At 63.8% G+C, this 21,865-nt stretch carries 20 protein-coding genes; 15 read left to right on the top strand and 5 right to left on the bottom strand.

Annotated features, from left to right (window positions below; all coding sequences use genetic code 11):
* Window positions 1-36: 36 nt before the first annotated feature.
* The 3 genes from DOM54_RS14535 to DOM54_RS14525 all read right to left on the bottom strand — a co-directional run bounded on the left by DOM54_RS14535 (window position 37) and on the right by DOM54_RS14525 (window position 2,426).
* Window positions 37-585: a FlgO family outer membrane protein gene (locus tag DOM54_RS14535; RefSeq protein WP_110717031.1), complete on the bottom strand. Its 549-nt coding sequence runs from the start codon at window positions 583-585 to the stop codon at window positions 37-39.
* Between the two features lie 23 nt (window positions 586-608).
* Window positions 609-1,274 carry a hypothetical protein gene (locus DOM54_RS14530; protein WP_110717030.1) on the bottom strand — a complete coding sequence of 222 codons (666 nt, stop codon included), beginning with the start codon at window positions 1,272-1,274 and terminating at the stop codon, window positions 609-611.
* Window positions 1,275-1,577: 303 nt separating this feature from the next.
* Window positions 1,578-2,426: a formate/nitrite transporter family protein gene (locus DOM54_RS14525; protein WP_110717029.1), complete on the bottom strand. Its 849-nt coding sequence runs from the start codon at window positions 2,424-2,426 to the stop codon at window positions 1,578-1,580.
* Between the two features lie 152 nt (window positions 2,427-2,578).
* Here DOM54_RS14525 and DOM54_RS14520 point away from each other — a divergent pair, with 152 nt between their 5' ends.
* The 4 genes from DOM54_RS14520 (at window position 2,579) to DOM54_RS14505 (ending at window position 6,133) form a co-directional block, all read left to right on the top strand.
* On the top strand, window positions 2,579-3,253 hold the full coding sequence (locus DOM54_RS14520; protein WP_240613921.1) for an MgtC/SapB family protein: 675 nt from the start codon (window positions 2,579-2,581) through the stop codon (window positions 3,251-3,253).
* A 69-nt stretch (window positions 3,254-3,322) separates the two neighbouring features.
* Entirely contained in the window at window positions 3,323-4,507 is a 1,185-nt protein-coding gene (locus tag DOM54_RS14515; protein ID WP_206019119.1) for a multidrug effflux MFS transporter, read from the top strand.
* Window positions 4,508-4,709: 202 nt separating this feature from the next.
* A complete protein-coding gene (gene yegS, locus DOM54_RS14510; RefSeq protein WP_110717026.1) occupies window positions 4,710-5,633 on the top strand; it encodes a lipid kinase YegS in 924 nt (307 codons plus the stop codon).
* A 59-nt stretch (window positions 5,634-5,692) separates the two neighbouring features.
* A complete protein-coding gene (locus DOM54_RS14505) occupies window positions 5,693-6,133 on the top strand; it encodes a nucleoside deaminase (RefSeq protein WP_110717025.1) in 441 nt (146 codons plus the stop codon).
* 127 nt (window positions 6,134-6,260) lie between these two features.
* Here the strand turns inward: DOM54_RS14505 and DOM54_RS14500 are convergent, their stop codons facing one another.
* Window positions 6,261-6,467, bottom strand: a complete 207-nt coding sequence (locus DOM54_RS14500) for a cold-shock protein (protein WP_110600936.1) — start codon at window positions 6,465-6,467, stop codon at window positions 6,261-6,263.
* A 609-nt stretch (window positions 6,468-7,076) separates the two neighbouring features.
* Here DOM54_RS14500 and DOM54_RS14495 point away from each other — a divergent pair.
* Both DOM54_RS14495 and DOM54_RS14490 read left to right on the top strand, forming a co-directional pair.
* Window positions 7,077-7,493 (top strand): NINE protein, encoded by a 417-nt coding sequence (locus DOM54_RS14495; RefSeq protein WP_206019118.1) that lies wholly within the window; start codon window positions 7,077-7,079, stop codon window positions 7,491-7,493.
* Between the two features lie 61 nt (window positions 7,494-7,554).
* Window positions 7,555-8,133: an exopolysaccharide biosynthesis protein gene (locus tag DOM54_RS14490; RefSeq protein WP_110717023.1), complete on the top strand. Its 579-nt coding sequence runs from the start codon at window positions 7,555-7,557 to the stop codon at window positions 8,131-8,133.
* A gap of 111 nt (window positions 8,134-8,244) precedes the next feature.
* Here the strand turns inward: DOM54_RS14490 and DOM54_RS14485 are convergent, their stop codons facing one another.
* Window positions 8,245-10,221 (bottom strand): transglycosylase SLT domain-containing protein, encoded by a 1,977-nt coding sequence (locus DOM54_RS14485; protein ID WP_110717022.1) that lies wholly within the window; start codon window positions 10,219-10,221, stop codon window positions 8,245-8,247.
* A 299-nt stretch (window positions 10,222-10,520) separates the two neighbouring features.
* On the opposite strand from DOM54_RS14485, the gene DOM54_RS14480 reads away from it, so the two are divergent.
* From DOM54_RS14480 to DOM54_RS14440, 9 genes are all read left to right on the top strand, one after another.
* Window positions 10,521-10,856 carry a YkvA family protein gene (locus DOM54_RS14480; RefSeq protein WP_240613920.1) on the top strand — a complete coding sequence of 112 codons (336 nt, stop codon included), beginning with the start codon at window positions 10,521-10,523 and terminating at the stop codon, window positions 10,854-10,856.
* 123 nt (window positions 10,857-10,979) lie between these two features.
* Window positions 10,980-12,878 carry a molecular chaperone HtpG gene (gene htpG / locus DOM54_RS14475; RefSeq protein ID WP_110717021.1) on the top strand — a complete coding sequence of 633 codons (1,899 nt, stop codon included), beginning with the start codon at window positions 10,980-10,982 and terminating at the stop codon, window positions 12,876-12,878.
* A gap of 388 nt (window positions 12,879-13,266) precedes the next feature.
* Entirely contained in the window at window positions 13,267-13,938 is a 672-nt protein-coding gene (locus tag DOM54_RS14470) for a glucosaminidase domain-containing protein (RefSeq protein WP_240613919.1), read from the top strand.
* A 136-nt stretch (window positions 13,939-14,074) separates the two neighbouring features.
* Window positions 14,075-15,535, top strand: a complete 1,461-nt coding sequence (locus DOM54_RS14465; protein ID WP_110717019.1) for a protein adenylyltransferase SelO — start codon at window positions 14,075-14,077, stop codon at window positions 15,533-15,535.
* Window positions 15,536-15,918: 383 nt separating this feature from the next.
* Window positions 15,919-17,490 (top strand): Re/Si-specific NAD(P)(+) transhydrogenase subunit alpha, encoded by a 1,572-nt coding sequence (locus tag DOM54_RS14460; protein WP_110717018.1) that lies wholly within the window; start codon window positions 15,919-15,921, stop codon window positions 17,488-17,490.
* Between the two features lie 18 nt (window positions 17,491-17,508).
* Entirely contained in the window at window positions 17,509-18,951 is a 1,443-nt protein-coding gene (locus DOM54_RS14455; RefSeq protein ID WP_110717017.1) for an NAD(P)(+) transhydrogenase (Re/Si-specific) subunit beta, read from the top strand.
* A 226-nt stretch (window positions 18,952-19,177) separates the two neighbouring features.
* A complete protein-coding gene (locus tag DOM54_RS14450; RefSeq protein WP_240613918.1) occupies window positions 19,178-20,257 on the top strand; it encodes an NAD(P)H-dependent glycerol-3-phosphate dehydrogenase in 1,080 nt (359 codons plus the stop codon).
* Window positions 20,257-20,727, top strand: coding sequence for a phosphohistidine phosphatase SixA (gene sixA, locus DOM54_RS14445; RefSeq protein WP_110717015.1), 471 nt, complete (start codon window positions 20,257-20,259; stop codon window positions 20,725-20,727). Before DOM54_RS14450 ends, sixA begins: the two co-directional genes overlap by 1 nt.
* Before the next feature lie 91 nt (window positions 20,728-20,818).
* Window positions 20,819-21,859: a LacI family DNA-binding transcriptional regulator gene (locus DOM54_RS14440; RefSeq protein ID WP_110717014.1), complete on the top strand. Its 1,041-nt coding sequence runs from the start codon at window positions 20,819-20,821 to the stop codon at window positions 21,857-21,859.
* Window positions 21,860-21,865 lie beyond the last annotated feature (6 nt).

The raw sequence follows: 21,865 nt of genomic DNA, 5'->3' as shown, positions 1-21,865 counted from the left end.
CTTATACGTTTTCCAGGCTAATGCTGTCCGCCGGATTCAGGGATAGCTGGGGGGCAGCAGTGTGCGCAGATCATTGTTGAGCGGCAGCGCGAAGCTGGTCGCGCCGAGGATGGCGCGATCGGCGATACGTACCACCCGGACATTGATGAACAGCCGGTCCTGGGCCCGGGCGTAGGTGCCCACCAGCACGGCGCTGGCGTCGTAATCCTGACTCAGCCGCTGCACGTTACGCGACAGGATCAGCTCGCCGGTATTCTCCTCGATGTAGAGGCTGTTGCGCAGCTTGACCTCGATCACCGGCAGGCCCGATTCAACCAGCCGCGAGACGAACATTTCGCTCAGGGTGCGGCCCAGGGTCGAGGATTGCCCGAGGTGGTCGACGTCGACGAAAGTGGTGGCGACCAGCGGCGCGGCGTCGTCGAGCCGTCCCCGGTGGTTCTCGACCAACGTCTTGGCCGCCGAGTCGACCCGCTCCAGGGTGGTCGGCTGGTGAGGGTGGCCGTTGGGATCGAGCGCCGAGCAGCCCGCCAGTGCCGCCAGCAGCAGCACGAGCAGCCAAAGCCGAGCGCAGGAAGATAGGGGCATCGCGGAACTCTCTCTGCTGTGGCTTACCATTGCGACGATACCTTGAGCTGGCCGGCAGCCGCCGCTCGGCCGTACTGGCCGCTATCGCCGGGGTTGATGTAGTAGAGGTTGGAGGAGGAGTAGAGCAGGGTCTGGTACTCGTCGGCCTGGACCGTGATGATCACCTCCTCGTCGCTCTCAGACGTCCAGCTACCGCTGAACAGATCGACCAACCCGGCGGCAGGGATCAGCGCCAGCGCGGGCTCGCGCCAGTGGTTGAACGGTATCGTCGCCACCGCGATACCCGCCGCCAGGGCGGTCAACGCGCCCTGGGGTGGGCGGATCGGCTGGCGATCCCGGTGCGCCACGACCTGCACGTCGAAGGTGACGGTGGCTGCGCCGAGATCGCTGGTCCTGACCGTGGCGCCCTGTTTCACCAGCTCGCTGGTCAGCAACGAGCGAAAGCCGCGGCTGAAGGCGGTTTCGGTCTCGGGGGGCTTGATATAGAGCGCGCGCCGGTCGAGCCGACGGTCGGCCATGATGGCCCGGGCCTCGTGCTGTGCCAGTACCTCCCAGTGGTAGGCGGCCTGCATGCGCTGCTGGGTGGTCGCCGGGTAGGTGGTGGCCAGCGGGGCCTGGGAAGTGTTGACGCCGAAGCAGCCGGAGAGCGCGGCCGCGCCACAGACTATGGCCCAGGTCCTGAATGACATGAATGCAATGTTCCCGTTCGCTGATCGTGACTCGATGTGGGCTCGAGGGTTGTTGGGCCTGTCCCACGTCCCGTCCCTTCGGGTTGCGCGTCAAATACGCCCAGGCTTCGTTGCGTGACTGGACAAGGAAACAATCCTTGTCGGCGTCTCGCGCCTTGACTCAACGCATTTGGCGTTCGCGGCGTATCGTGTGAGCAGGCCCTAGGCCTGTATCGGCGAGCGGGCGGCAGGACTTGAATCGACCGGCGGCCTTGAAGTGCAGGGCGGGCGCCGGGACGCCCGCGGTATCTTTGCATCCAGGTCTCAGCGATCGCTATCGCTGCGGATCTGGGCGTGGCTGATCAGGGCGAAGATGAAGGTGCCTCCGACGACATTGCCGAGCAGGGTGGGGAAGCCGAAATGGAAGAGATATTCCGACCAGCTGGCGTGACCGGAGAAGACCAGGTACATCACCTCGGTGGAGCCAACGATGATATGCGTGAACTCGCCGATCGCGACGAGGTAGGTCACGATCAGGATGACCCAGATCTTGGCGCTTCCCGCGCTGGGCAGCAGCCAGACCATTGTCGCGATCATCCACCCGGCCACGATGCCCTTGGCGAACATCTGCATCGGGGTATTTTCGAGGATATGCTCGCCCAGGGCGAGGAACGCCTCGTGGGTCTGCAGCGAGAAGATCGGCAGCGCCAGGATGGCCCAGGCGGAGACGGCGACACCGACCAGGTTGCCGATCAGCACCACACCCCAGAGCCGGAGCAGGCATAAGAACTTGCCGAGCCGGGGCTGACTCATCACGGGAAGCACCGCCGTCACGGTATTTTCGGTGAAGAGCTGCTGGCGGGCCATGATGACCACCAGGAACCCCACCGTATAGCCCAGCGACTCGATCAAAAAGCCGATATCGTTGTCCGGCAGGTGCGCGCGCAACAGGCCCTTCGCCAGCATCGAGAAGCTCATCGACAGGCCGGCGGCGATGGCGGACCAGAGCAGCGCCGATACCGTCCGGCTCAACTCCGTTTCCCCCTCCTCCCTGATGGATTCGTGCACGGCAGCGGCGCGTGAGGGCAACTCCTCGCCGTTGAGCTGAAGGTCATGTTCTTCCTCGTCTTTTTGCACACGGCTGGGCGGGGTGAGATTGTGACGTTTGCTCAAGCGTTCATTCCTCGATGGCTGGAAAGTGGCAAGGCGCGGGCACGGAAGACACCGCCGAGGCTTCTGCGGTGGCCGTTCACAGGCGCTATGCTTGAACGATAGTCGTAAACACGACAGGGAGATAGCCAAGTATGTCGCCAGAGTCCTGGACAATGTTGATTCACTTGGGGTTGGCCTGGCTGGCGGGTAGCCTGATCGGGCTGGAGCGGACCTTTCATGGCCGGCCGGCGGGCTTTCGCACCCATGCGCTGGTCTGCGTGTCGTCGGCACTGCTGATGATGGTCACGGTCTACCAGTGGCAGTGGCTGGGCACCAACGTTCCGGAAGCGACTGTTCGCACCGACCCCACCCGGATGGCTCAAGGGATCATGACCGGTATCGGGTTCCTGGGTGCCGGCGTGATCTTCAAGGAGGGATTGACGGTCCGGGGACTGACCACGGCCGCCTCGATCTGGGTCACATCCACGCTGGGCATCCTCTATGGCATTGGTTTTCTGTTTCCGGCCGTGGTGGCGACAGCGGTCACCTTGCTGACGCTTTCCCTTTTCCGGGTGGTGGAGGGGCGTATGCCGAGTCGGATCTTTGCCCGCTGCATCCTGCGTTTCGACAGTGGTAGCGTGATGTCCGAAACGCAGATCCATGACCTGATGGCGTCTCACCGATTCAGGGTCGAGAGCCTGAGCTACCGGACGCGCGACGATGGCCGGCAGTTCGAGTACCGCATGATGTTGCGCACGCATGACCGCAAGTACATCCCGCCACTGGCCGCCGATCTTCGTGACCATGAGCGGCTGTTGGAGTTCCAGCTCTCTCCAACGGGGGATTGACATCGAGAATGGTTGTCATTCCCCCGTCAGTCGATAGAGTAGGCGCTCCTGAATGGTGGTGAGGCAGTCATGCAGCAACAAGGACGTCCGGCTTTCTGGATATTGATGGGCGCGGTCATGCTGTCGCCACTGGCGATCGACATCTATCTGCCTGCATTGACCGCGATGGCGACGGAATTCGAGCGCTCCTACGCGGCGATGCAGTTGACCATCACTCTGTTCCTGATGAGCGTCGGTGTCGGGCAGCTCATGGTTGGCCCGCTGACAGACCGTTTCGGTCGCCGCCCCGTGCTGCTGGGGGGCGCCGCCATCTACATGGTCGCGGCGTTGATCGGCATGTCGGCCATGTCGATAGAGATGCTCTACGGTTCCCGCGTGCTTCAGGGATTCGGCGCCTGCGCTTCCGTCACGGTGGCTTTTGCGGCGGTGCGTGACAGCTACACGCCCATCGAAGGAGCCAAGCTCTACAGCTATCTCAACGGTTCGCTGACGCTGGTGCCCTCACTGGCGCCGGTACTGGGCGGGGTGCTGACGGTGTGGCTGGGTTGGCGGAGCAACTTTGCCTTCATGACCGGGTTCGCGGGACTGCTGTGGTTGGGAGCCTGCTGGCGATTCGGGGAGACACGGCCCCATGACACGCCGATCGAACGGCGTCTCTATCGCTGGTCGCGTTATCGCCCGGTACTGTTCCATCGGCGGTTTCTCTACTATGCCATCCTCGTCAGCACGATGATGGCCGCCATTCTGGTCTATGTGTCGGCAGCGCCAGTGGTGATGATGGACCGGCTGCGGCAGCCGGAGTGGGTCTTCAGCCTCTGGTTTGGTGGCAATGCCCTAGTCAGTACCGTGGCGTTCTTCGTCGTGCCCCGGTTGATGGCACGCTGGGGTCGCAGGCCGACCGTGCAGCGTGGACTGGTCGTCGTGGTGGGCGGGGGCGCCCTGATCGCTGGCCTGTACTGGGGACTGCCGGTTTCCGTGGTTACCTTCATGGGCCCCGTGGCGCTGTTGTCGGTGGGGTTCTCGATGGTGCTGGGGGCGGCGGCGAGCCTGGCGCTGGAACCGTTCCCACAGCGGGCCGGGACGGCGGCGGCACTGCTGGGCGCCATCCAACTGGGGGGTGGCGCATCTCTGGCAACGCTGTTGCTGATCACGCCGCTGGCACCGCAGACGTCGTTGGCACTGATATGTTGTGGTGGCGGTTTGGCGTTGTGGGCGATCGGAAGGGGATTGGCGGACACCGCCGCCGGCGAGTGACCCGATCGGTGTCGAGGGCTTGCCCCGCCGTCGGGAGAGCCGGCGGGGAGCGGGACGCCGCTGCGTTGGCGCGAGGTTTAACATGTCGAATATCGGTGTGGCGCCAACGCGCTAAAATGAGCAGGTTCGTCGTATCGACAGCGCGAGGTTTCACGGCACGGCCGAGATGAATCGACCGGCCCCGGGAAAGGACGAGACAGGTATGGCCAGTCATGGCAAGGAAAGCACATGGTTGATACTCAATGGTAAATCGGCTCAGCAGCCCGAGATCCGCGATGCGGTCGAGGAGCTGCGCCGTCAAGGTCACGATCTCCAGGTTCGGGTCACCTGGGAGGGCGGCGATGGCGTCTGGCTGGTGGATGCCGCGGTAGCAGGCGGCGCTTCGAGAATCATCGCTGGCGGTGGCGACGGTTCGATCAACGAGATCGTCGTCGGACTGATGCGGCAGCCTCCGGAGCTTCGTCCGGCACTGGGCATCCTGCCGTTGGGCAGTGCCAACGACTTCGCCCACGGCCTGAACCTGCCGATGGGGCCGCGTGACGCCTTGAAGCTGGCCCTGATCGGCAGCATCCGGCAGGTGGATGTCGGCAAGCTCGATGACGAGGCCTTCGCCAATGTGGCGTCCGGCGGGTTCGGTGCCGAGATCACGACTTCCACACCGGTAGGATTGAAGAGACTATTGGGCGGCGGCGCCTATTCGTTGATGGGCATGTTGAAAGCGTGGAATTACCAGCCCTTCGAAGGTCACATGCGCTGGCCGGAGGGAGAAGCGCGGGTTCCGCTCTTCATGCTGGCCATTGGTAACGGCTGCCAGGCCGGCGGTGGACAGCGTCTTGCGCCTTCCGCGAGATTGGACGATGGCCTGCTCGAGCTGCTGTTCGTGCGTCACTTCAATTCGCTGGGTGAGCTGAAGCGCATCATCGACGAACTCGAGAACCTCCCGCAGGATGGGGAGTTCGTGCGCTACCTTCGCGTGCCATGGGTCGAGTTCGATAGCGACGGCGCTTTCCCTCTCAATCTCGATGGTGAGCCACGCCGGTACGAGCACTTCCGCGCCTCGCTCGATCGCGAGGCTTTGCCGCTGGTGGTTCCTGAAGACTGCCCCTTGCTGCGTCGTGCCGGTTGACGCCGGCTCGCCACGGGAAGGCGTCACAACCCGATCAACGTGCTAGAGGAGAGCGCGACGTGGATGACTTCATGCAGGCAGCGGTCGAACAGGCGAGGCGTAGTCTCGACGAGGGTGGCGTGCCGATCGGATCCGTCCTGGTCCACCGGGGTGAGATCATCGGGCTAGGGCACAATCAGCGCCAGCAGAGAGGGAGTGCCATTCTCCATGGCGAGATGGATGCCTTGGAGAATGCCGGCCGCCTCCCGGCTTCTGTCTATCGGGATTCGACGCTCTACACGACGCTGTCGCCATGCTCGATGTGCAGCGGCGCAATCCTGCTCTACGGCATACCCAGGATCATCGTTGGCGAGAATCGAACCTTCATGGGCGAAGAAGCGTTACTCAGGGAGCGTGGCGTGGTGGTCGAGGTCCTCGACGATCCGGTGTGCCGGGAGTTGATGTCGCGGTTCATCGCCGCCCATCCGGAGGTCTGGCACGAGGATATCGGCGAACCCTGAGAGGCGGCGGGCAGAGCGCTTGCGGGCTTTGCGTCGCGGCCACTAAAAAGCCCACCATCCGGTGGGCTTTGCTCAAGGCGGTGAAACGCTGGGAATCGATCCCTGCGTTTGGAACCTTTGGCCGGTTTTAGCCAGCGACCTTGATATTGGCGGCCTGAAGGCCTTTCTTGCCCTGAGTGACGTCGAAGGTAACCTTCTGGCCGTCCTGCAGAGTTTTGAAGCCTTCTGCCTGAATTTCGGAGAAGTGCGCGAACAGATCATCGCCGCCGTCATCCGGGGAGATGAAACCGTAGCCTTTGGTGTCGTTAAACCATTTGACAGTGCCAGTTGCCATTGTCGATATCCTTAACTTGCATAGTGATGTACCCGAGCCTCCCGGGGGATGCCCGAAATGCGTGGTCAGACTAGGGGGGAATGCGCACTAGGAGTTGGACGAGATCGACTAACAACTGACGACATTCTACCTGCAAACCTACGCAACGGATGTTGCATTGGGGGATATACCTCGTCAAGCGTCTGAGGGCTTGACTTTGGTAGCATCGTTTCCCATGCCCCGCTCACAAACCATAGATGGAAAATTTATGCGCGTCTACAGCCTGCCAACGCCTTTTTTCCGGGCTGATCGCGTCACACGGTATGGTTTTATTAACCCTTTTTAAGAAGATTGACAGAAAACGGTCACGCTCGCCCTGACGGACGCCGTTGCCGGCGAGGAATGCTCGGGGTTTACCGTCAGCCGTAGCGGGTACGTCTGCCGAGCGTCGCGGGCGCAGCAGGTATTGCGGCCCAGGTGTGGCGGCCGGGCCAGCGTCTCGAAACGCCACTATGTATCGGGCCGGCGACCTTGGGTAAGCTGTCGCCCGCTGCTCGCGGGGCGCGTCAGCGCGGCAAGCCGGCGCCGGCCAGCGGTTTTCACACATTGAACGAGTCAGGAGCAACGCGCGTGGCACAACACGGTTTGAGTCTCAACGACACGCACAGCAAGGTCATCGGGTATCTGCTGTGGATCTTCGGGTTCACCGGAGCCCACCGTTTCTACTACGGCAAGCCCGTCACCGGCACGATCTGGTTTTTGACGCTGGGGCTGTTCGGGATCGGCTGGCTGATCGACCTGTTCCTGATCCCGAGCATGGACCGCCAGGCGGACTTGCGCTTCCGGGCTGGCCCGACCAGCTACACCCTGGCGTGGATCCTGCTGACATTCCTGGGGGTCTTCGGCATTCATCGGATGTACATGGGGAAGTGGATCACCGGATTGATCTATCTGTTGACCGGGGGCTTGTTCCTGATCGGCGTTCTCTACGACTTCTGGACGCTCAACGATCAGATCTCGTTGAAGCATGCCCGTCGCGGCCTTTGACCGCGTCGTTCGCGAGTCCGTTTACCAGGACAATGACCATGACGTTACAGGGAGGTGACGTATGTCGGAGCGAATGAAGCTCACCGATATTCTCGAGACGCTCGACGATCAGGTCGAGGATGAGACGATAACGCTGCAGGATATCGTCGATACCTTCAATGCCCGGGGATTCGGCCCCGTGGTGTTGCTGCCGGCGCTGATTGCATTGCTGCCCACCGGTGGCGTGCCAGGGGTGCCGAGTCTCTGTGGCATTTTCATTGCGCTGATGGCGATCCAGCTGGTCTTCGGGCGCAGGAGCCCGTGGCTACCGGGCACCCTGGCCGAACGCGGCATCAGTCACGAACGGTGGCATCGCGTCACCCAACGCGTCAGGCCCTGGACGCGGAGAATCGATCGATTCCTCGCGCCTAGGCTGTCCTGGCTGATGGGAGATGTGACCCAGCGCCTGCTGGCGCTGCTGATGGTGGTGCTGGGGCTCGGGATGATGCCATTGGAGTTGCTGCCGTTCGCCGCTGCCATCCCCGCACTGGCGATCGTCATCATGGCGCTCGGCCTGACCGCCGGGGACGGATTGATGATGCTGATCGGCCTCGCCATCACCGTGGCCGGGGGCATCGGCATCGGGCTCTGGCTGATCTGATCGGTTCGCGCCCCGCCCCTGGCCCGTTCGACCCGAATCGCCCCGTACGCCCGGAACTGGCACTCTATTTCCGTACGGGCGGGGCGTCGCGTCTAGCCGATTGGGACCGAGTCAGTTTCGGGCGATCAGGGTGGGATCGTAATTCCCCTGGCGCTCGGCCTGGGAGAGCATGGCGACGCCCTGGGTATCGCCCTGTTTGGCCAGGCTCTCGAAGATGACCCGGTAGGCCAGCACGGCCTGCACGTAATCCCGGGTCTCCCGGAAAGGAATGCTCTCGACGAAGCGGTCGAACTCGCGCGGTGCGCTGGTCAGCCATCGATCCACGCGCTGGGGGCCGGCGTTGTAGGCCGCCGTCGCCGCGATCCGGTTGCCGCGGTAGCGCTCCAGCATCGAATGGATGTAGGTGCTGCCCAGGCGGATGTTGATCTGGGGCTCGAACAGCTCCGAAGTGGTAGGGGCGCTGATACCGAGATTGCGGGCGACATGGTCGGCGGTACCCGGCATCAGCTGCATCAGGCCGCGCGCTCCCACCGGAGATGTCGCCTGCGGATTGAAGGCGCTCTCGCGCCTGGCGATGCCCATCAGCAGGTAGGGATCGACCTGATTGACCTCGCCCCACTTGATGAACGAGTCGCGGTAGGCCGCCGGAAAGCGCCAGGGCAGGGCGTCCCACTGTTTCGCGGCAATGGTGGTCTGTATCGCCATGCCGAACCAGCCCTGGCGAATCGCGTAATCGGCCAGCGCCTCGGCCTGGTCCGGTGTGTCGCGAGCGGCGGCGGTGTACCACTCGCTGCGCGCCAGGCCCTCTTCGCCGATGCGCATCAGCGCCTCGGTGCGCTTCACCACCGGCAGCATGCCCGTCAGTTCCTGCTGTAGCGTCGAGACCTGGGTATTGGCCATCTGCAGTTGATAGGGCTGCCCCAGGCGATCGGCGGCGGCAAAGCCGAAAAAGCTGCGGTCCTGAGCGGCCAGCTGGTACGCCTGGCGCGCCTTGGCCTCGTCTCCCATCGCCTCGCTGGCGCGTCCGAGCCAGTACTGCCAGTGGGCCTCCGCCCGCACGTCGGGCGGGAGCGCCTCGCTCCAGCGCGCGACATTGGGCCAATTGCCTTCGGTGACCGCATTGCGAATGCGCAGCTCGATCAGGTCGGCGTCCGCGAGACGTGGCAGCGTCGTGTCGACCCAGCCCTGATTGTTGTCGACGTCACGAACCATGGAGTAGAACGCCAAGTCGTGTTCGATCCGATGACGCCGCTCCTCGTTGAGCGAGACATGGGGGGCGATCTTGCGCCAGGCCTCCAGCGAGGCTTCGGTATCGGCGCGCGTCAGCCCATGCATGGCGGCGGCGATCAGGGCGCCACTGGCCTCGCCATCGGGCCCCAGGTCCAGTGGAACCCGGGTGACCCCGGCGTAATTGCCGCGGACGCTATCGAAGCTGTCGATGGCGCGCTGCCAGCTGTCGTCCAGACCGCGCTCGAGGTAGGTGACCAGCCCGTCCTCGCCGTTCTCCCACGCCAGCATCATGCGCTCCCAGGTGTCCTCGTCGGTCAGCACGCCGCGCTGCTGAAGCGTCGAGAACAGGGTGTCGCAGGCCTCGGGCTGGGAGGCGCCCACGTGCCACAGCTTCTCCCCGCCCGCCGAAGCCTCGGCCGGATCGCGGTCGAGAAGCGCGGTGTAGTAGTAGCACTGACGGATGGTGGCGGAGGGTTCGCCATCGCTGATCGCCAGCAGGTCGTCGAAGCGTCCCAACTGGCCGAAGCGGGTCTGGGCGGCGCCGCGCATCCAGTCCGCCAGCGGGGAGTCGCCATGGCGAACGATGAAGTCATTGACCTCCGCCGCCGATGCGGTGGAGAGCCGGGCGCGAAGCCGGTGGTACTCCACGTATCCGGCCAGTACATGGTTCTGGATGGCGGCTTGGTCGATATCGTCCCAGCGCCGGTCGCGGGCGGCATCCAGCGCCTGTTTCATGATCCGGTCGTCATGGGTGGTGACGTCGGGCGACGCCACGACGGCTTGGGCACCGGTGCTCAAGCCCATGGCGCCGGCCAGGCACCAACTGAACCAACGTCTGCGAATGGGCAATGCGGGCATTGGGTCTCTCTCTTTTTCAAAGCGCACTCGTCGTCGAACGCGTCAGGTCTGATCGGGCGGTCGACGACAGCTTCGCCAGCGCAGCCGTACTGGCTGCGCCGATGTAAGACGTGGCGCAATGGCCAGGCCGTCCGCCAGGACCGGGTCGACTCATGGCGACCATCGTCGCCGATGGGGAGCGACTTGGGTAGCCCCGTTTCACAACGCCAACGTTGAATCCTGGTCGAATCGTGACCATCTACAGGGTCAAGTGACGGCGATCGCGCCTTCTCCCCCAATCCATCACTAGAGGTTCGACCATGAATCCCTGGCGTTTCGTGACCCAGCTCTCCCGCCTCAGACAGCGTGGCGGCGCCTTGGCCCGGATCGGACGCGCATTTCGCGTCTTCGGACCCATGAGCATGGATGTCTTTCGTGGACGCTACCGCCCCATCCCATGGGCGGCTTTCGGGTGGATGGCGCTGGCACTGGTCTATCTGGTGTCGCCGCTGGACCTGATCCCCGATTTCCTGATGATCATCGGGCTCGTCGATGACGTCTTCATCGTCGGCTGGTTGCTGACGCGGGTCGACCGGGCGATGGGCGACTATCGCCGCTGGAAGGGCATCGACGACGACGAGGTCGTGGTCGACTGAACGTGCTCCCCGCGGGCCTGGCTTGAAATGGAGCTGGCCAGCCCCATATCGCTGAGCACCCAATTTCGTTCGTCTTTATTTCCCGTTTCGTCTTCATTACGAAAAACCGTCAAGAGGCAATCAATGACCACCGCGACTCAAGAAGAAACGCTAGGCTTTCAGACCGAGGTCAAGCAGCTTCTCCATTTGATGATTCACTCCCTCTACTCCAACCGGGAGATTTTCCTGCGTGAGCTGATTTCCAACTCGGCGGACGCCTGCGACAAGCTGCGCTATGAGGCGCTGGAGAACGACGGGCTCTACGCCGGCGATGCCGAGCTGCGCGTCGAGATCGAGCACGACGCCGAGGCGGGCACGGTGACCGTGCGCGATACCGGTATCGGCATGAACCGCGACGAGGTGATCAAGAACCTGGGGACGATCGCCAAGAGCGGGACCGCGGACTTCCTCAAGCAGCTCTCCGGCGAAAAGCAGAAAGATGCCAAGTTGATTGGCCAGTTCGGTGTCGGCTTCTATTCCGGTTTCATCGTCGCCGACGAGATGGTCGTGCGCACGCGCCGTGCCGACAGCGATCAGGGGGTCGAGTGGCGCTCGAGAGGTGAGGGCGAGTTCACCATCGCCGACATCGACTACCCCCAGCGCGGTACCGAGATCGTGCTTCACCTGAAGGACGACGCCAAGGAGTTCGCCGACGATTTCCGGCTCAAGAACCTGGTTCGCAAGTACTCGGACCACATCGATGTGCCGGTACGCATGCCCAAGGTCGAGAAGGCCCGCGACGAAGAGGGCAACGAGATCGAAGGCAGCGAGACCGTCAGCTGGGAGACCGTCAACGAGGCGACCGCGCTATGGGTGCGACCCAAGGCCGAGATCGGCGACGACGAATACAAGGCCTTCTACAAGCATATCGCCCACGATTTCAGCGACCCCCTGACCTGGAGCCACAACAAGGTCGAAGGCAAGCTCGAGTACACCAGCCTGCTCTACGTGCCGGAGCGTGCCCCGTTCGATCTCTACCAGCGTGATGGCGTGCGCGGGCTCAAGCTCTACGTCCAGCGCGTCTTCATCATGGATGATGCCGAGGCGTTCCTGCCGCTCTATCTGCGCTTCGTCAAGGGCGTGCTGGATTCCCGCGATCTGCCGTTGAATGTCTCCCGCGAGCTGCTGCAGAAATCGCCGCAGGTCGACTCGATGAAGTCGGCATTGACCAAGCGTGCCTTGGATATGCTCAAGAAGCTGTCGAAGGACAAGGAGGCCTATCAGACCTTCTGGAACACCTTCGGCGACGTGCTGAAGGAAGGTCCGGCGGAGGATTACGCCAACCGCGACAAGATCTCGGGGCTGCTGCGCTTCACGACCACCCATACCGACGGCGCGACGCAGGATCAGTCGCTGGCGGATTACGTCGAGCGCATGAAGGAGGGGCAGAAGAAGATCTATTACATCGTCGCGGACGGCTTCAACGCGGCCAGCCACAGCCCGCACCTGGAGATCTTCCGCAAGAAGGGAATCGAGGTTCTGCTGCTGCACGATCGCATCGATGAGTGGCTGATGAGCCATCTGACCGAGTTCGACGGCAAGTCGTTTGCCGACGTCGCCAAGGGCGATCTGGAGCTCGACGACATGGCCGACGAAGCCGAGAAGCAGGCACAGGAAGAGACGGCCAAGTCGAAGGAGGAGCTGGTCAAGCGAGTCAAGGAGGTACTGGGCGATAACGTTCAGGCCGTGCGGGTCACCCATCGTCTGACTGACTCGCCGGCCTGCGTGGTCCTGCCGGAGCACGAGATGGGCTTCCAGATGCGTCGCATGATGGAGGCCGCCGGCCAGCCGCTGCCGGAAGTGAAACCTATCCTCGAGCTCAATCCGGAACACGCCCTCGTGTCGCGTCTCGAACGTACCGAGGGGGGCAATTTCGACGATCTGGCCCATATCCTGCTTGATCAGGCGGTCATCGCCGAGGGTGGTCACCTCGACGATCCGGCGGCCTACGTCAAGCGTCTCAACCTGCTGCTAAGTGCCTGATCGATATCGGGCATCGCGCATTCAGCGTGTCATGGCCGGCCCTCGTGGTCGGCCATTCTTTTACTGAAAACGGGCTAATTGCACCTTTTTTCCTCAAGTTTGCAGTCAATTGCTGGTAACCTGCCGGCTTCTTTCCAATGGAGGAGCGAGCATGTCGCGTTCCTTTTTGTCGTGTTTGCCTGAATCTTCCCCTGTCGACCCTCGTCGACGCAGCCGCCGGAGGCTGTCGCAGCACGCTGCCGCGGCCATCGTAGGACTGGGGATCACACTCGGCACTGCAACGTTTTCGATAGCGGCTCATGGCGAACCGCTCTCAAAAACCCCTCAGTCGCCCCCGCAAACCGTATCGACCCTCACGTCTCGCGTTCAGCCCCCGGCGCTGGATCCGGTGAGTGAACTTCCGGATCTGGGCGAGATCAAGGCGGGTCCGAAGCGCAAGGCGGCTTTCCTGAGCATGCTGGTCCCCTTGGTGCAGGCCGAGAACGCCCGCATTCAGAGCGACCGCAACTGGCTGTTCGCGGCCAGCACCCGTGTCAATCCGCTGCGCGACGACGAGAAGGCGCGACTGGCGCGATTGTGCGACGCTTACGGGGTGACCTGCGAGCCGGGCCAGGTAAGCCAGGATCTGCTCAGCCGGGTCAACACCATTCCGCTCGAGATGGTCGTAATCCAGGCCGTCGAGGAGTCCGGATGGGGAACCTCGCGCATCGCCCGCGAGAGCAACAATCTGTTCGGTATGCGCTGCTTCTCGGCCGGCTGCGGCATTGCCCAGAACGGCACCTCGCGGCGCTTCCAGATGTTCGATAGCGTGCGTGACGGCGTCCGTGCCTATCTTCACAACCTGAACACCCACCGCGCCTATGCCCAATTGCGCCAGGAGCGCATGGTTCTGGCCACGAGCGGCCGCTCGATCTCGGCCGAGCGGCTGATCGGCAAGCTGCACAACTACTCGACGTCACCCAACTATCAGCAGCAGCTATTGTCGCTGTTGCGCACCAACGGTGACCTGATCCGGGATCACGGCATCGACGGTCCCTTCGCGGCAGGCAGCCCGGCCTGATTCGTCAGGTCGGGTCCCCGACTCGAACCGGTCCTCGCGAGCGCTACCGGCGAGATGGCCGGGTAGCGCCGGTTCGTGTGTGACCGCTCATTTGGGCTAGACTACAGCCAATCCCCGCCAACCCGAGGAGGCCGCCATGGCCAGCGCGACATCCCTCGAGTCACTGACCTTCGACAATGTCTGGTCTCGCTTTCCCCAGGACTTCTTCAGCCGTGTGACCCCGACCCCCTGGCGCGACACTCGGCTGCTCGACATCAGCCCGGCGGGTGCTGCGCGGCTGGGGCTGGAGGTGGACGATATCGATCGGGATCGGTTGACTGCCCTGATGAGCGGCGAGCGCCTGCTGGACGGCATGGAGCCACTGGCCCAGAAATACACCGGCCACCAGTTCGGCACCTACAATCCGGCGCTCGGCGATGGCCGCGGGCTGCTGCTGGGCGAGGCGATGACGCCACAGGGCCCGATCGACCTGCATCTCAAGGGAGCCGGCCAGACACCCTACTCGCGCTTCGGCGATGGCCGCGCGGTGCTGCGCTCCTCGATCCGCGAGTATCTGGCCGGGGAGGCGATGACCGGGCTCAAGATTCCCACTACCCAGGCGTTGGCGGTCGCCATCAATGGCGAGAAGGTCATGCGCGAGCGTGTCGAACCGGGCGCGACCCTGCTGCGGCTGGCCGAGAGTCACGTCCGGTTCGGTCACTTCGAATGGCTTTACCAGCAGCAGCGCGTAGAGGATCTCGAGCGACTGATGCGCCACGTGATCGATCGCCACCGCTCCGACCTGGCCCAGGAGGAGGCACCGTTGGAAGCGCTGTTCCAGGACGTGGTTACCCGCACCGCCGAACTGGTCGCCCGCTGGCAGGCATATGGCTTCGTGCACGCTGTGATGAACACCGACAACATGTCGATTCTGGGGTTGACGCTGGACTACGGTCCCTACGCGTTCATGGATCGGTTCGTGTCCGACCTGACCCCCAACCACACCGATGCCTCGGGCCGCTATGCCTTCGATCAGCAGCCGGGCGTGGCGTTGTGGAACCTGACCGTATTGGGGCAATCACTGACGCCATTGATCGAAGTAGCGCGGCTGCGTGAAATACTCGACAGCTACGAGCCCACGTTGCAGGCAGCCTACGCCATCCTGATGCGGGGGCGTCTCGGGCTCGAGACCGAGCAGGAGATCGACGGCGAACTGATCGACGAATGGCTCGACCTGCTCGAGCGCTCGCGCGCCGATTTCCATCGCAGTTTTCGCGCACTGAGCGACCGGGATGTGGTCGGTGGCCTCTCTCTGGCCGAGGAGGTCGACAGCCCCGCGCTCGGTGCCTGGCTCGAGCGCTACCATCAGCGCCTGGCTTGCGAGCATCGCGGGGAGACGGAGCGTCTGGCAGCGATGCGGCGCGTCAATCCGCTCTATGTCCTGCGCACCCATCTGGCGCAACAGGTGATCGAAGCAGCGGAGGAGGGCGACACTCGTCCGCTCGCCACGTTTCGCGAGCTGCTGTCATCACCGTTCAATCGTCGACCCGGCATGGAGATCTGGGCCGAGGCACCGGCGGCCAGCGCGCCACCGGTATGCCTTTCCTGTTCGTCCTGATGGCCAGATACCGGTGGTTTCCACCGGTATTCTCGGCGATAAGTCATTCGTTATAAGTTGGATAACGAAAAGATGACGTTCATTTTTTAATATTGAAAACAAATGGTTGTTGGCAGTTTTAAACATAACGCATTCATTATGCCTGCCATAAAATATTGATCGGGTTGGTTTTTCTCCTAATTGCTTGATTCGCCTCCATTCTTGCCGGAAAACTGTCGTACCTGTCCACATCGCTCGCCCTCGGTGATCGTTGCTTTCTCTGCCTGATCCATCGCTGTCGGACACTGGGTCGCAGCGTTATCGGCGAACCGATCATCGGGAATCGTTGAGCGATACACGAAAAAGGAATCTCGACACATGGCTGACCATCGGGAGAGCGAAGAATGAAAATTGGGGCGCCGAAGGAGCTCGCCAGGGGAGAGGCGCGGGTGGCGCTGACGCCCGAAAGCGCGCAGCAGATACAGAAACTGGGGCATGAGTGCCTGATCGAGAGCGGTGCCGGAGTGCTGGCCGGTTTCAGTGACGAGGCGTATCGCGATGCCGGCGTCAGCGTGGTGGAAGACGCTGCTGCCCTGTGGCGTGAAGCCGAGGTGGTGATCAAGGTGCGCGAGCCTCTGGCCGAGGAGACCGAGCGGCTAAGGGAAGGGCAGACGCTGATCACGTTCTTCTGGCCGGCGCAGAACGAGGAGAATCTCGAGCGTTGCCGCGCCAAGGGCGCGACGGTGGTCGCCATGGACATGGTGCCGCGGATTTCGCGTGCCCAGAAGATGGACGCGCTCTCCAGCACCGCCAATATTGCCGGCTATCGTGCCGTGATCGAAGCCGGCAATCAGTTCGGGCGCTTCTTCACCGGCCAGGTGACGGCGGCGGGCAAGGTGCCGCCAGCCAAGGTGCTGATCGTCGGCGCCGGCGTCGCCGGCCTGGCGGCGATCGGTACCGCTACCAGCCTGGGTGCGGTGGTGCGCGCCTTCGATGTGCGCCCGGAAGTCGCCGAGCAGATCGAGTCGATGGGCGCCGAGTTCCTGTTCCTCGACTTCGAGGATGGTCAGGATGGCGCGGGCAGCGGCGGGTATGCGGCACCTTCCAGCCCCGAGTTTCGCGACAAGCAGCTGGCGCTGTTCCGCGAGCAGGCACCGGAAGTGGACATTGTCATTACCACCGCGCTGATCCCGGGCCGGCCGGCGCCCAAGCTGTGGCTCGAGGAGATGGTCGCGCTGATGAAGCCCGGTTCGGTGATCGTCGACCTGGCCGCCGAGAAGGGCGGCAACTGCGACCTGACCGTACCCGACGAGCGCATCGTCACCGACAACGGCGTGATCGTGGTCGGTTACACGGATTTCCCCTCGCGCATGGCGACCCAGGCATCGCTGCTTTACGCCACCAACATTCGCCACATGCTGACCGATCTGACGCCGGAGAAGGATGGCGTCATCGTCCATGACATGGAGGATGACGTCATTCGCGGGGCCACGGTGACCCACGCCGGTGAAGTCACCTTTCCGCCGCCCCCACCCAAGGTCAAGGCGATCGCGGCTGCCAAGCCCAAGCCCAAGGTCAAGGAGCCGACACCGGAGGAGAAGAAGGCGGCCGAGCACGCCGCATTCCTGGCCCAGAGCAAGCGCCAGATCGGCATCCTCGTCGCCGGTGGCGTGCTGATGTGGTTGCTGGGGATGGTCGCGCCGGCGTCATTCATGCAGCACTTCATCGTCTTCGTCCTGGCCTGCTTCGTCGGGTTCCAGGTGATCTGGAACGTCAGCCACTCGCTGCATACGCCGTTGATGGCGGTGACCAATGCCATCTCCGGCATCGTCATCCTGGGCGCGATCATGCAGATCGGCTCCGGCAGTGGGCTGGTGGCGCTGCTGGCGGCCGTCTCGGTGCTGATCGCGTCGATCAACATCGTCGGTGGCTTCCTGGTGACCCGTCGCATGCTCGCCATGTTCCAGAAATCCTGACCCGCGGAGAGAAAGGCAATGTTGCAACACGAGTTCGTTTCCGCCGCGGCGATCGCGGCGAGTGTCCTGTTCATCCTCTCCCTGGGCGGATTGAGCAATCAGGAGAAAGCCAAGCGGGCGGTCTGGTATGGCATCGTCGGGATGGCGATCGCGGTGTTCTTCACCGCCCTGGGACCACTGATCGGCGGCTACGGCTGGATGATCCCGATGATGCTGGTCGGCGGCCTGGTCGGCGCCTGGCTGTCACGCAAGGTCGAGATGACCGAAATGCCGCAACTGGTGGCGGCACTGCACAGCTTCGTCGGGCTGGCGGCGGTGTTCATCGGCTGGAATGCCGAGCTGGAGCGCGCCCGGGTCATGGCGATCAAGGCCGCTGGCGTCTCCTTCGATGGGTTGTCGGCGTTCGCCGCGACCCTGGCCCACAAGACGCCAGCGGAACTCGCCTTCCTGCAGGGCGAGGTGGTGCTGGGCGTGTTCATCGGTGCGGTGACGTTTACTGGCTCGGTGGTGGCGTTCGGCAAGCTGGCCGGCAGGATCGGCGGCAAGCCGCGCAAGCTGCCCGGCGGGCATCTGCTCAACGCCGGCGCGGTAGCGCTGTGCCTGCTGCTGGCCATTGCCTATTTCAACGGCGCCGGTTTCTGGACGCTGTTGCTGCTGGCGGCGCTGGCGTTCTTCATCGGCTGGCATCTGATCATGGGCATCGGCGGCGCCGACATGCCGGTGGTGGTATCGATGCTCAACAGCTACTCCGGCTGGGCGGCGGCGGCGATCGGTTTTACCCTTTCCAACGATCTGCTGATCGTCACTGGCGCCCTGGTCGGTTCTTCCGGCGCGATTCTCTCCTACATCATGTGCAAGGCGATGAACCGCAACTTCGTTAGCGTGATCCTGGGTGGCTTCGGCGGGACCCAGGGGCCGGCCGCGGAGATCGAGGGCGAGCAGATCGCCATCGACACCGGTGGGGTGGCGAGCGCGCTCAACGATGCCGACAGCGTGATCATCGTCCCCGGTTACGGCATGGCCGTGGCCCAGGCCCAGAACGCGGTGAGCGATCTGGTGCGCAAGCTGCGGGCGGCGGGCAAGGAGGTGCGTTTCGGTATCCATCCCGTCGCCGGCCGCCTGCCGGGGCACATGAACGTGCTGCTGGCGGAGGCCCGGGTGCCCTACGACATCGTGCTGGAGATGGACGAGATCAATGACGATTTCGCCACCACCGACGTGGTGATCGTCATCGGCTCCAACGACATCGTCAATCCGGCGGCGCAGGAAGATCCCGCGAGCCCCATCGCCGGCATGCCGGTGTTGAAAGTATGGGAGTCGAAGCAGGTGTTCGTGTGCAAGCGAGGCCAGGGCACCGGCTACTCCGGTATCGAGAATCCACTGTTCTTCAAGGACAACACACGCATGCTCTACGGGGACGCCCGCGCCAGCATCGACTCGCTGGTCGGGATGATCGACTAGGTACTGTCTGAAAAGTGCCGTGCTCGCCCATGCGGCGTTGAAAATCGGCTGGCGTGCCAGTTCACGCAGGCAGTTGCAGGCCTCGAGCCGAGCCCCGGCAGTTCTGGTGCCAAGCTTGGTGATCGCGACGTGTTGCCGATAGCGCGGATCTGGCAAGAGCAACGCCCCGTTTTCGGGGCGTTTTTTCGTTACACTGTGGGTATCGCTCATCGTCAATGGAACGACCATGTCAGACAAGCACGGGTCAGAACAACGCATGCAGGTCGCGGTACTCGGCGGGGGCAGCTTCGGTACCGCCATCGCCAGCATCGCCGCCGACAATGGCGCCGAGGTTCGTCAATGGCTGCGCGACGAGGCCCTGGTCGATCAGATCAACCGCGAACACCGGAATGGCCGCTATCTGCCGGACTATCCGGTCAATCCGGCAGTGGTGGCCTCCACCGATCTGGCGACCACTGTCGCCGAGGCCGCCGTGGTGTTCATCGCGATCCCCTCCAAGGCGTTCCGCCAAGTGCTTCAGCAGGTGCGCCCGCACCTGAGACCGGAGCAGATCCTGGTCAGTACGACCAAGGGGATCGAGGCCGACGGTTTCAAGCTGATGAGCCAGGTGATCGAGGAGGAGACCGGCTCGTCGCATATCGGGGCATTGTCCGGTCCCAACCTGGCTGCGGAAATCGCTCAGAAGCATCTCACGGCCACGGTGATCGCGAGCGACGACCCGGTGACGCGGGCCTATGTCCAGGCGGCGCTGGGCTGCAGTTACTTTAGAGTCTACGCGGGCAACGATCGCTACGGCGCGGAGCTCGGGGGCTCGCTCAAGAACATCTACGCCATCGCCGCGGGCATGGCGGCGGCGCTGGGCATGGGCGAGAATACGCGCAGCATGTTGATGACCCGGGCGCTGGCCGAGATGAGCCGCTTTGCGGTGGCCCTCGGCGCCAATCCGATGACCTTTCTGGGGCTTTCCGGGGTCGGCGACCTGATCGTGACCTGTTCATCCGAGCTGTCGCGCAACTACCGGGTCGGCTATGCCCTGGGCCAGGGACACGATCTCGACTCCGCCATCGAAGTGCTCGGCCAGGTAGCGGAAGGCGTCAATACGGTCAAGCTGGTCTGCGAGAAAGCCCGCCAGGAGGATATCTACATGCCGCTGGCCCAAGGGCTCCATCAGGTCATGTTCGGCGGCATTCCGGCCAAGGACATGGCCAAGGCGCTGATGGAGAGCGAGCAGAGCAGCGACGTCGAGTTCATGCTGTCGCGAGAGGCGGTCTCCCGCGCTCACGACCTCGCGCCGGACAACGATTGATGGGTTGGCTGGCGGTGGTCCGGCATGGCGAGGCGGGGCCCGGGCATCCTGACCGGGAGCGCCGATTGACCCCACGTGGCGAGCGCGAGGCACGGGGCGCCGGACGGTGGCTGGCCGCTCGTCCCGAGCTGCAAGGGGCGATGGTCTGGGCCAGCCCGTATGATCGCGCCCAGCAGACGGCGCAGGCTGTGGTCGAGGCGACGCGTTGCGACCTTGAGACCGTGGACACGATAACGCCGGATGATGATGTCGATGCCCTCGTCGAACGACTGACGGGACGCGAGGTGTCTCGACCCTTGATCATCGTCAGCCATATGCCGCTGGTCGGCGCATTGGTCGGGCGGCTGGTCGAGGGCTCCCCTGGCGCCGGCATCGCCTTTCCGACCGCCGGCATCGCGCTGCTCGAAGCCGATGTCTGGGCGGCGGGTTGCGCCACCTCGAGGGTTTTCGTCGGGCCACCGTATGCTTGAGGCGCGAGCGGCGCAGCGGGTTCTCCAGCTTCTATTGGCTGTCGAGACAACCCCGTGTCACCCACCGAGTCGATAGGCCGCCGAATGAGTCATGACAGCCATGGACGATAGCCGTACCAGAGGGCGCTCCTCCCGCTCCACCGGCAGCGCACGTCTGACCGACGTGGCGCGGGTGGCGGGCGTCGCGCCAATGACCGTGTCGCGGGCCCTCAATCGGCCGGAACTGGTCAGCGAGAGCACGCGGTTGCGGGTGCAGCGGGCGGTACTGGAGACCGGCTACGTGCCCAACCGGGTCGCCGGCGCACTGGCGTCGAGCCGCAGCCGGCTGGTGGCGCTGCTGGTGCCGACGGTGGCGCACTCGCTGTTCGCCGAGGTGGTACAGACGGTGATGGGCGTCCTGGCCCCGCAAGGTTATCAGGTACTGCTGGGCTTGACCGGCTATACGCCGGAACAGGAGGAGACGATTCTCGAGACCGTGCTGAGCCGCCGTCCCGACGGAATCGTGCTGACCGGCTGCTGTCATTCGGCGCTGACGCGTCAGCGACTCCTGTCGGCCAAGGTGCCGCTGGTCGAGATCTGGGACATGAGCGACGACCCGGTGGACATGCTGGTCGGGTTTTCCCATGAAGCGGTGGGGCGTGCCGTGGCCGAGCACCTGCTGGCACGCGGCTATCGCCGGTTCGGACTCATCAGTGCGGACGATTCCCGCGGCAGGCGACGCGTCGCCGGGTTCGTTGCCGGGCTCGAGAGCGCGGGCAAGGGCACCTATCAGCTGCGCGAGGTCGGCACGCCCTCGAGCATGCCCTGGGGGCGAGACATGGGCGCCGAGTTGCTCGATAGCCATTCGCTCGATGCGATCGTCTGCAGTTCCGATATCCTTGCCCTGGGGGTGCTGGCGGAAGCGCAGAGCCGCGGGCTGGCGGTGCCGGATCGACTGGCGATCATGGGATTCGGCGACAGCAGCTATGCGGGTGCCAGCTTTCCGGCGCTGAGCACCGTGCGTATCGACGGCGCCGCCATCGGCCTGCGCGCGGCCGAGCACCTGCTCCAGCGGATGGCCCAGCCGACGTTCGAGCGCGCGGGCCGATCCCAGGATGTCGGCTTCGAGATCATTGATCGCGACACCACCTGATCGTCC

The sequence above is a fragment of the Salinicola acroporae genome (assembly GCF_003206615.1).
GTDB classification, from domain to species: domain Bacteria; phylum Pseudomonadota; class Gammaproteobacteria; order Pseudomonadales; family Halomonadaceae; genus Salinicola; species Salinicola acroporae.
This window is presented reverse-complemented; position numbering and strand designations above follow the sequence as displayed.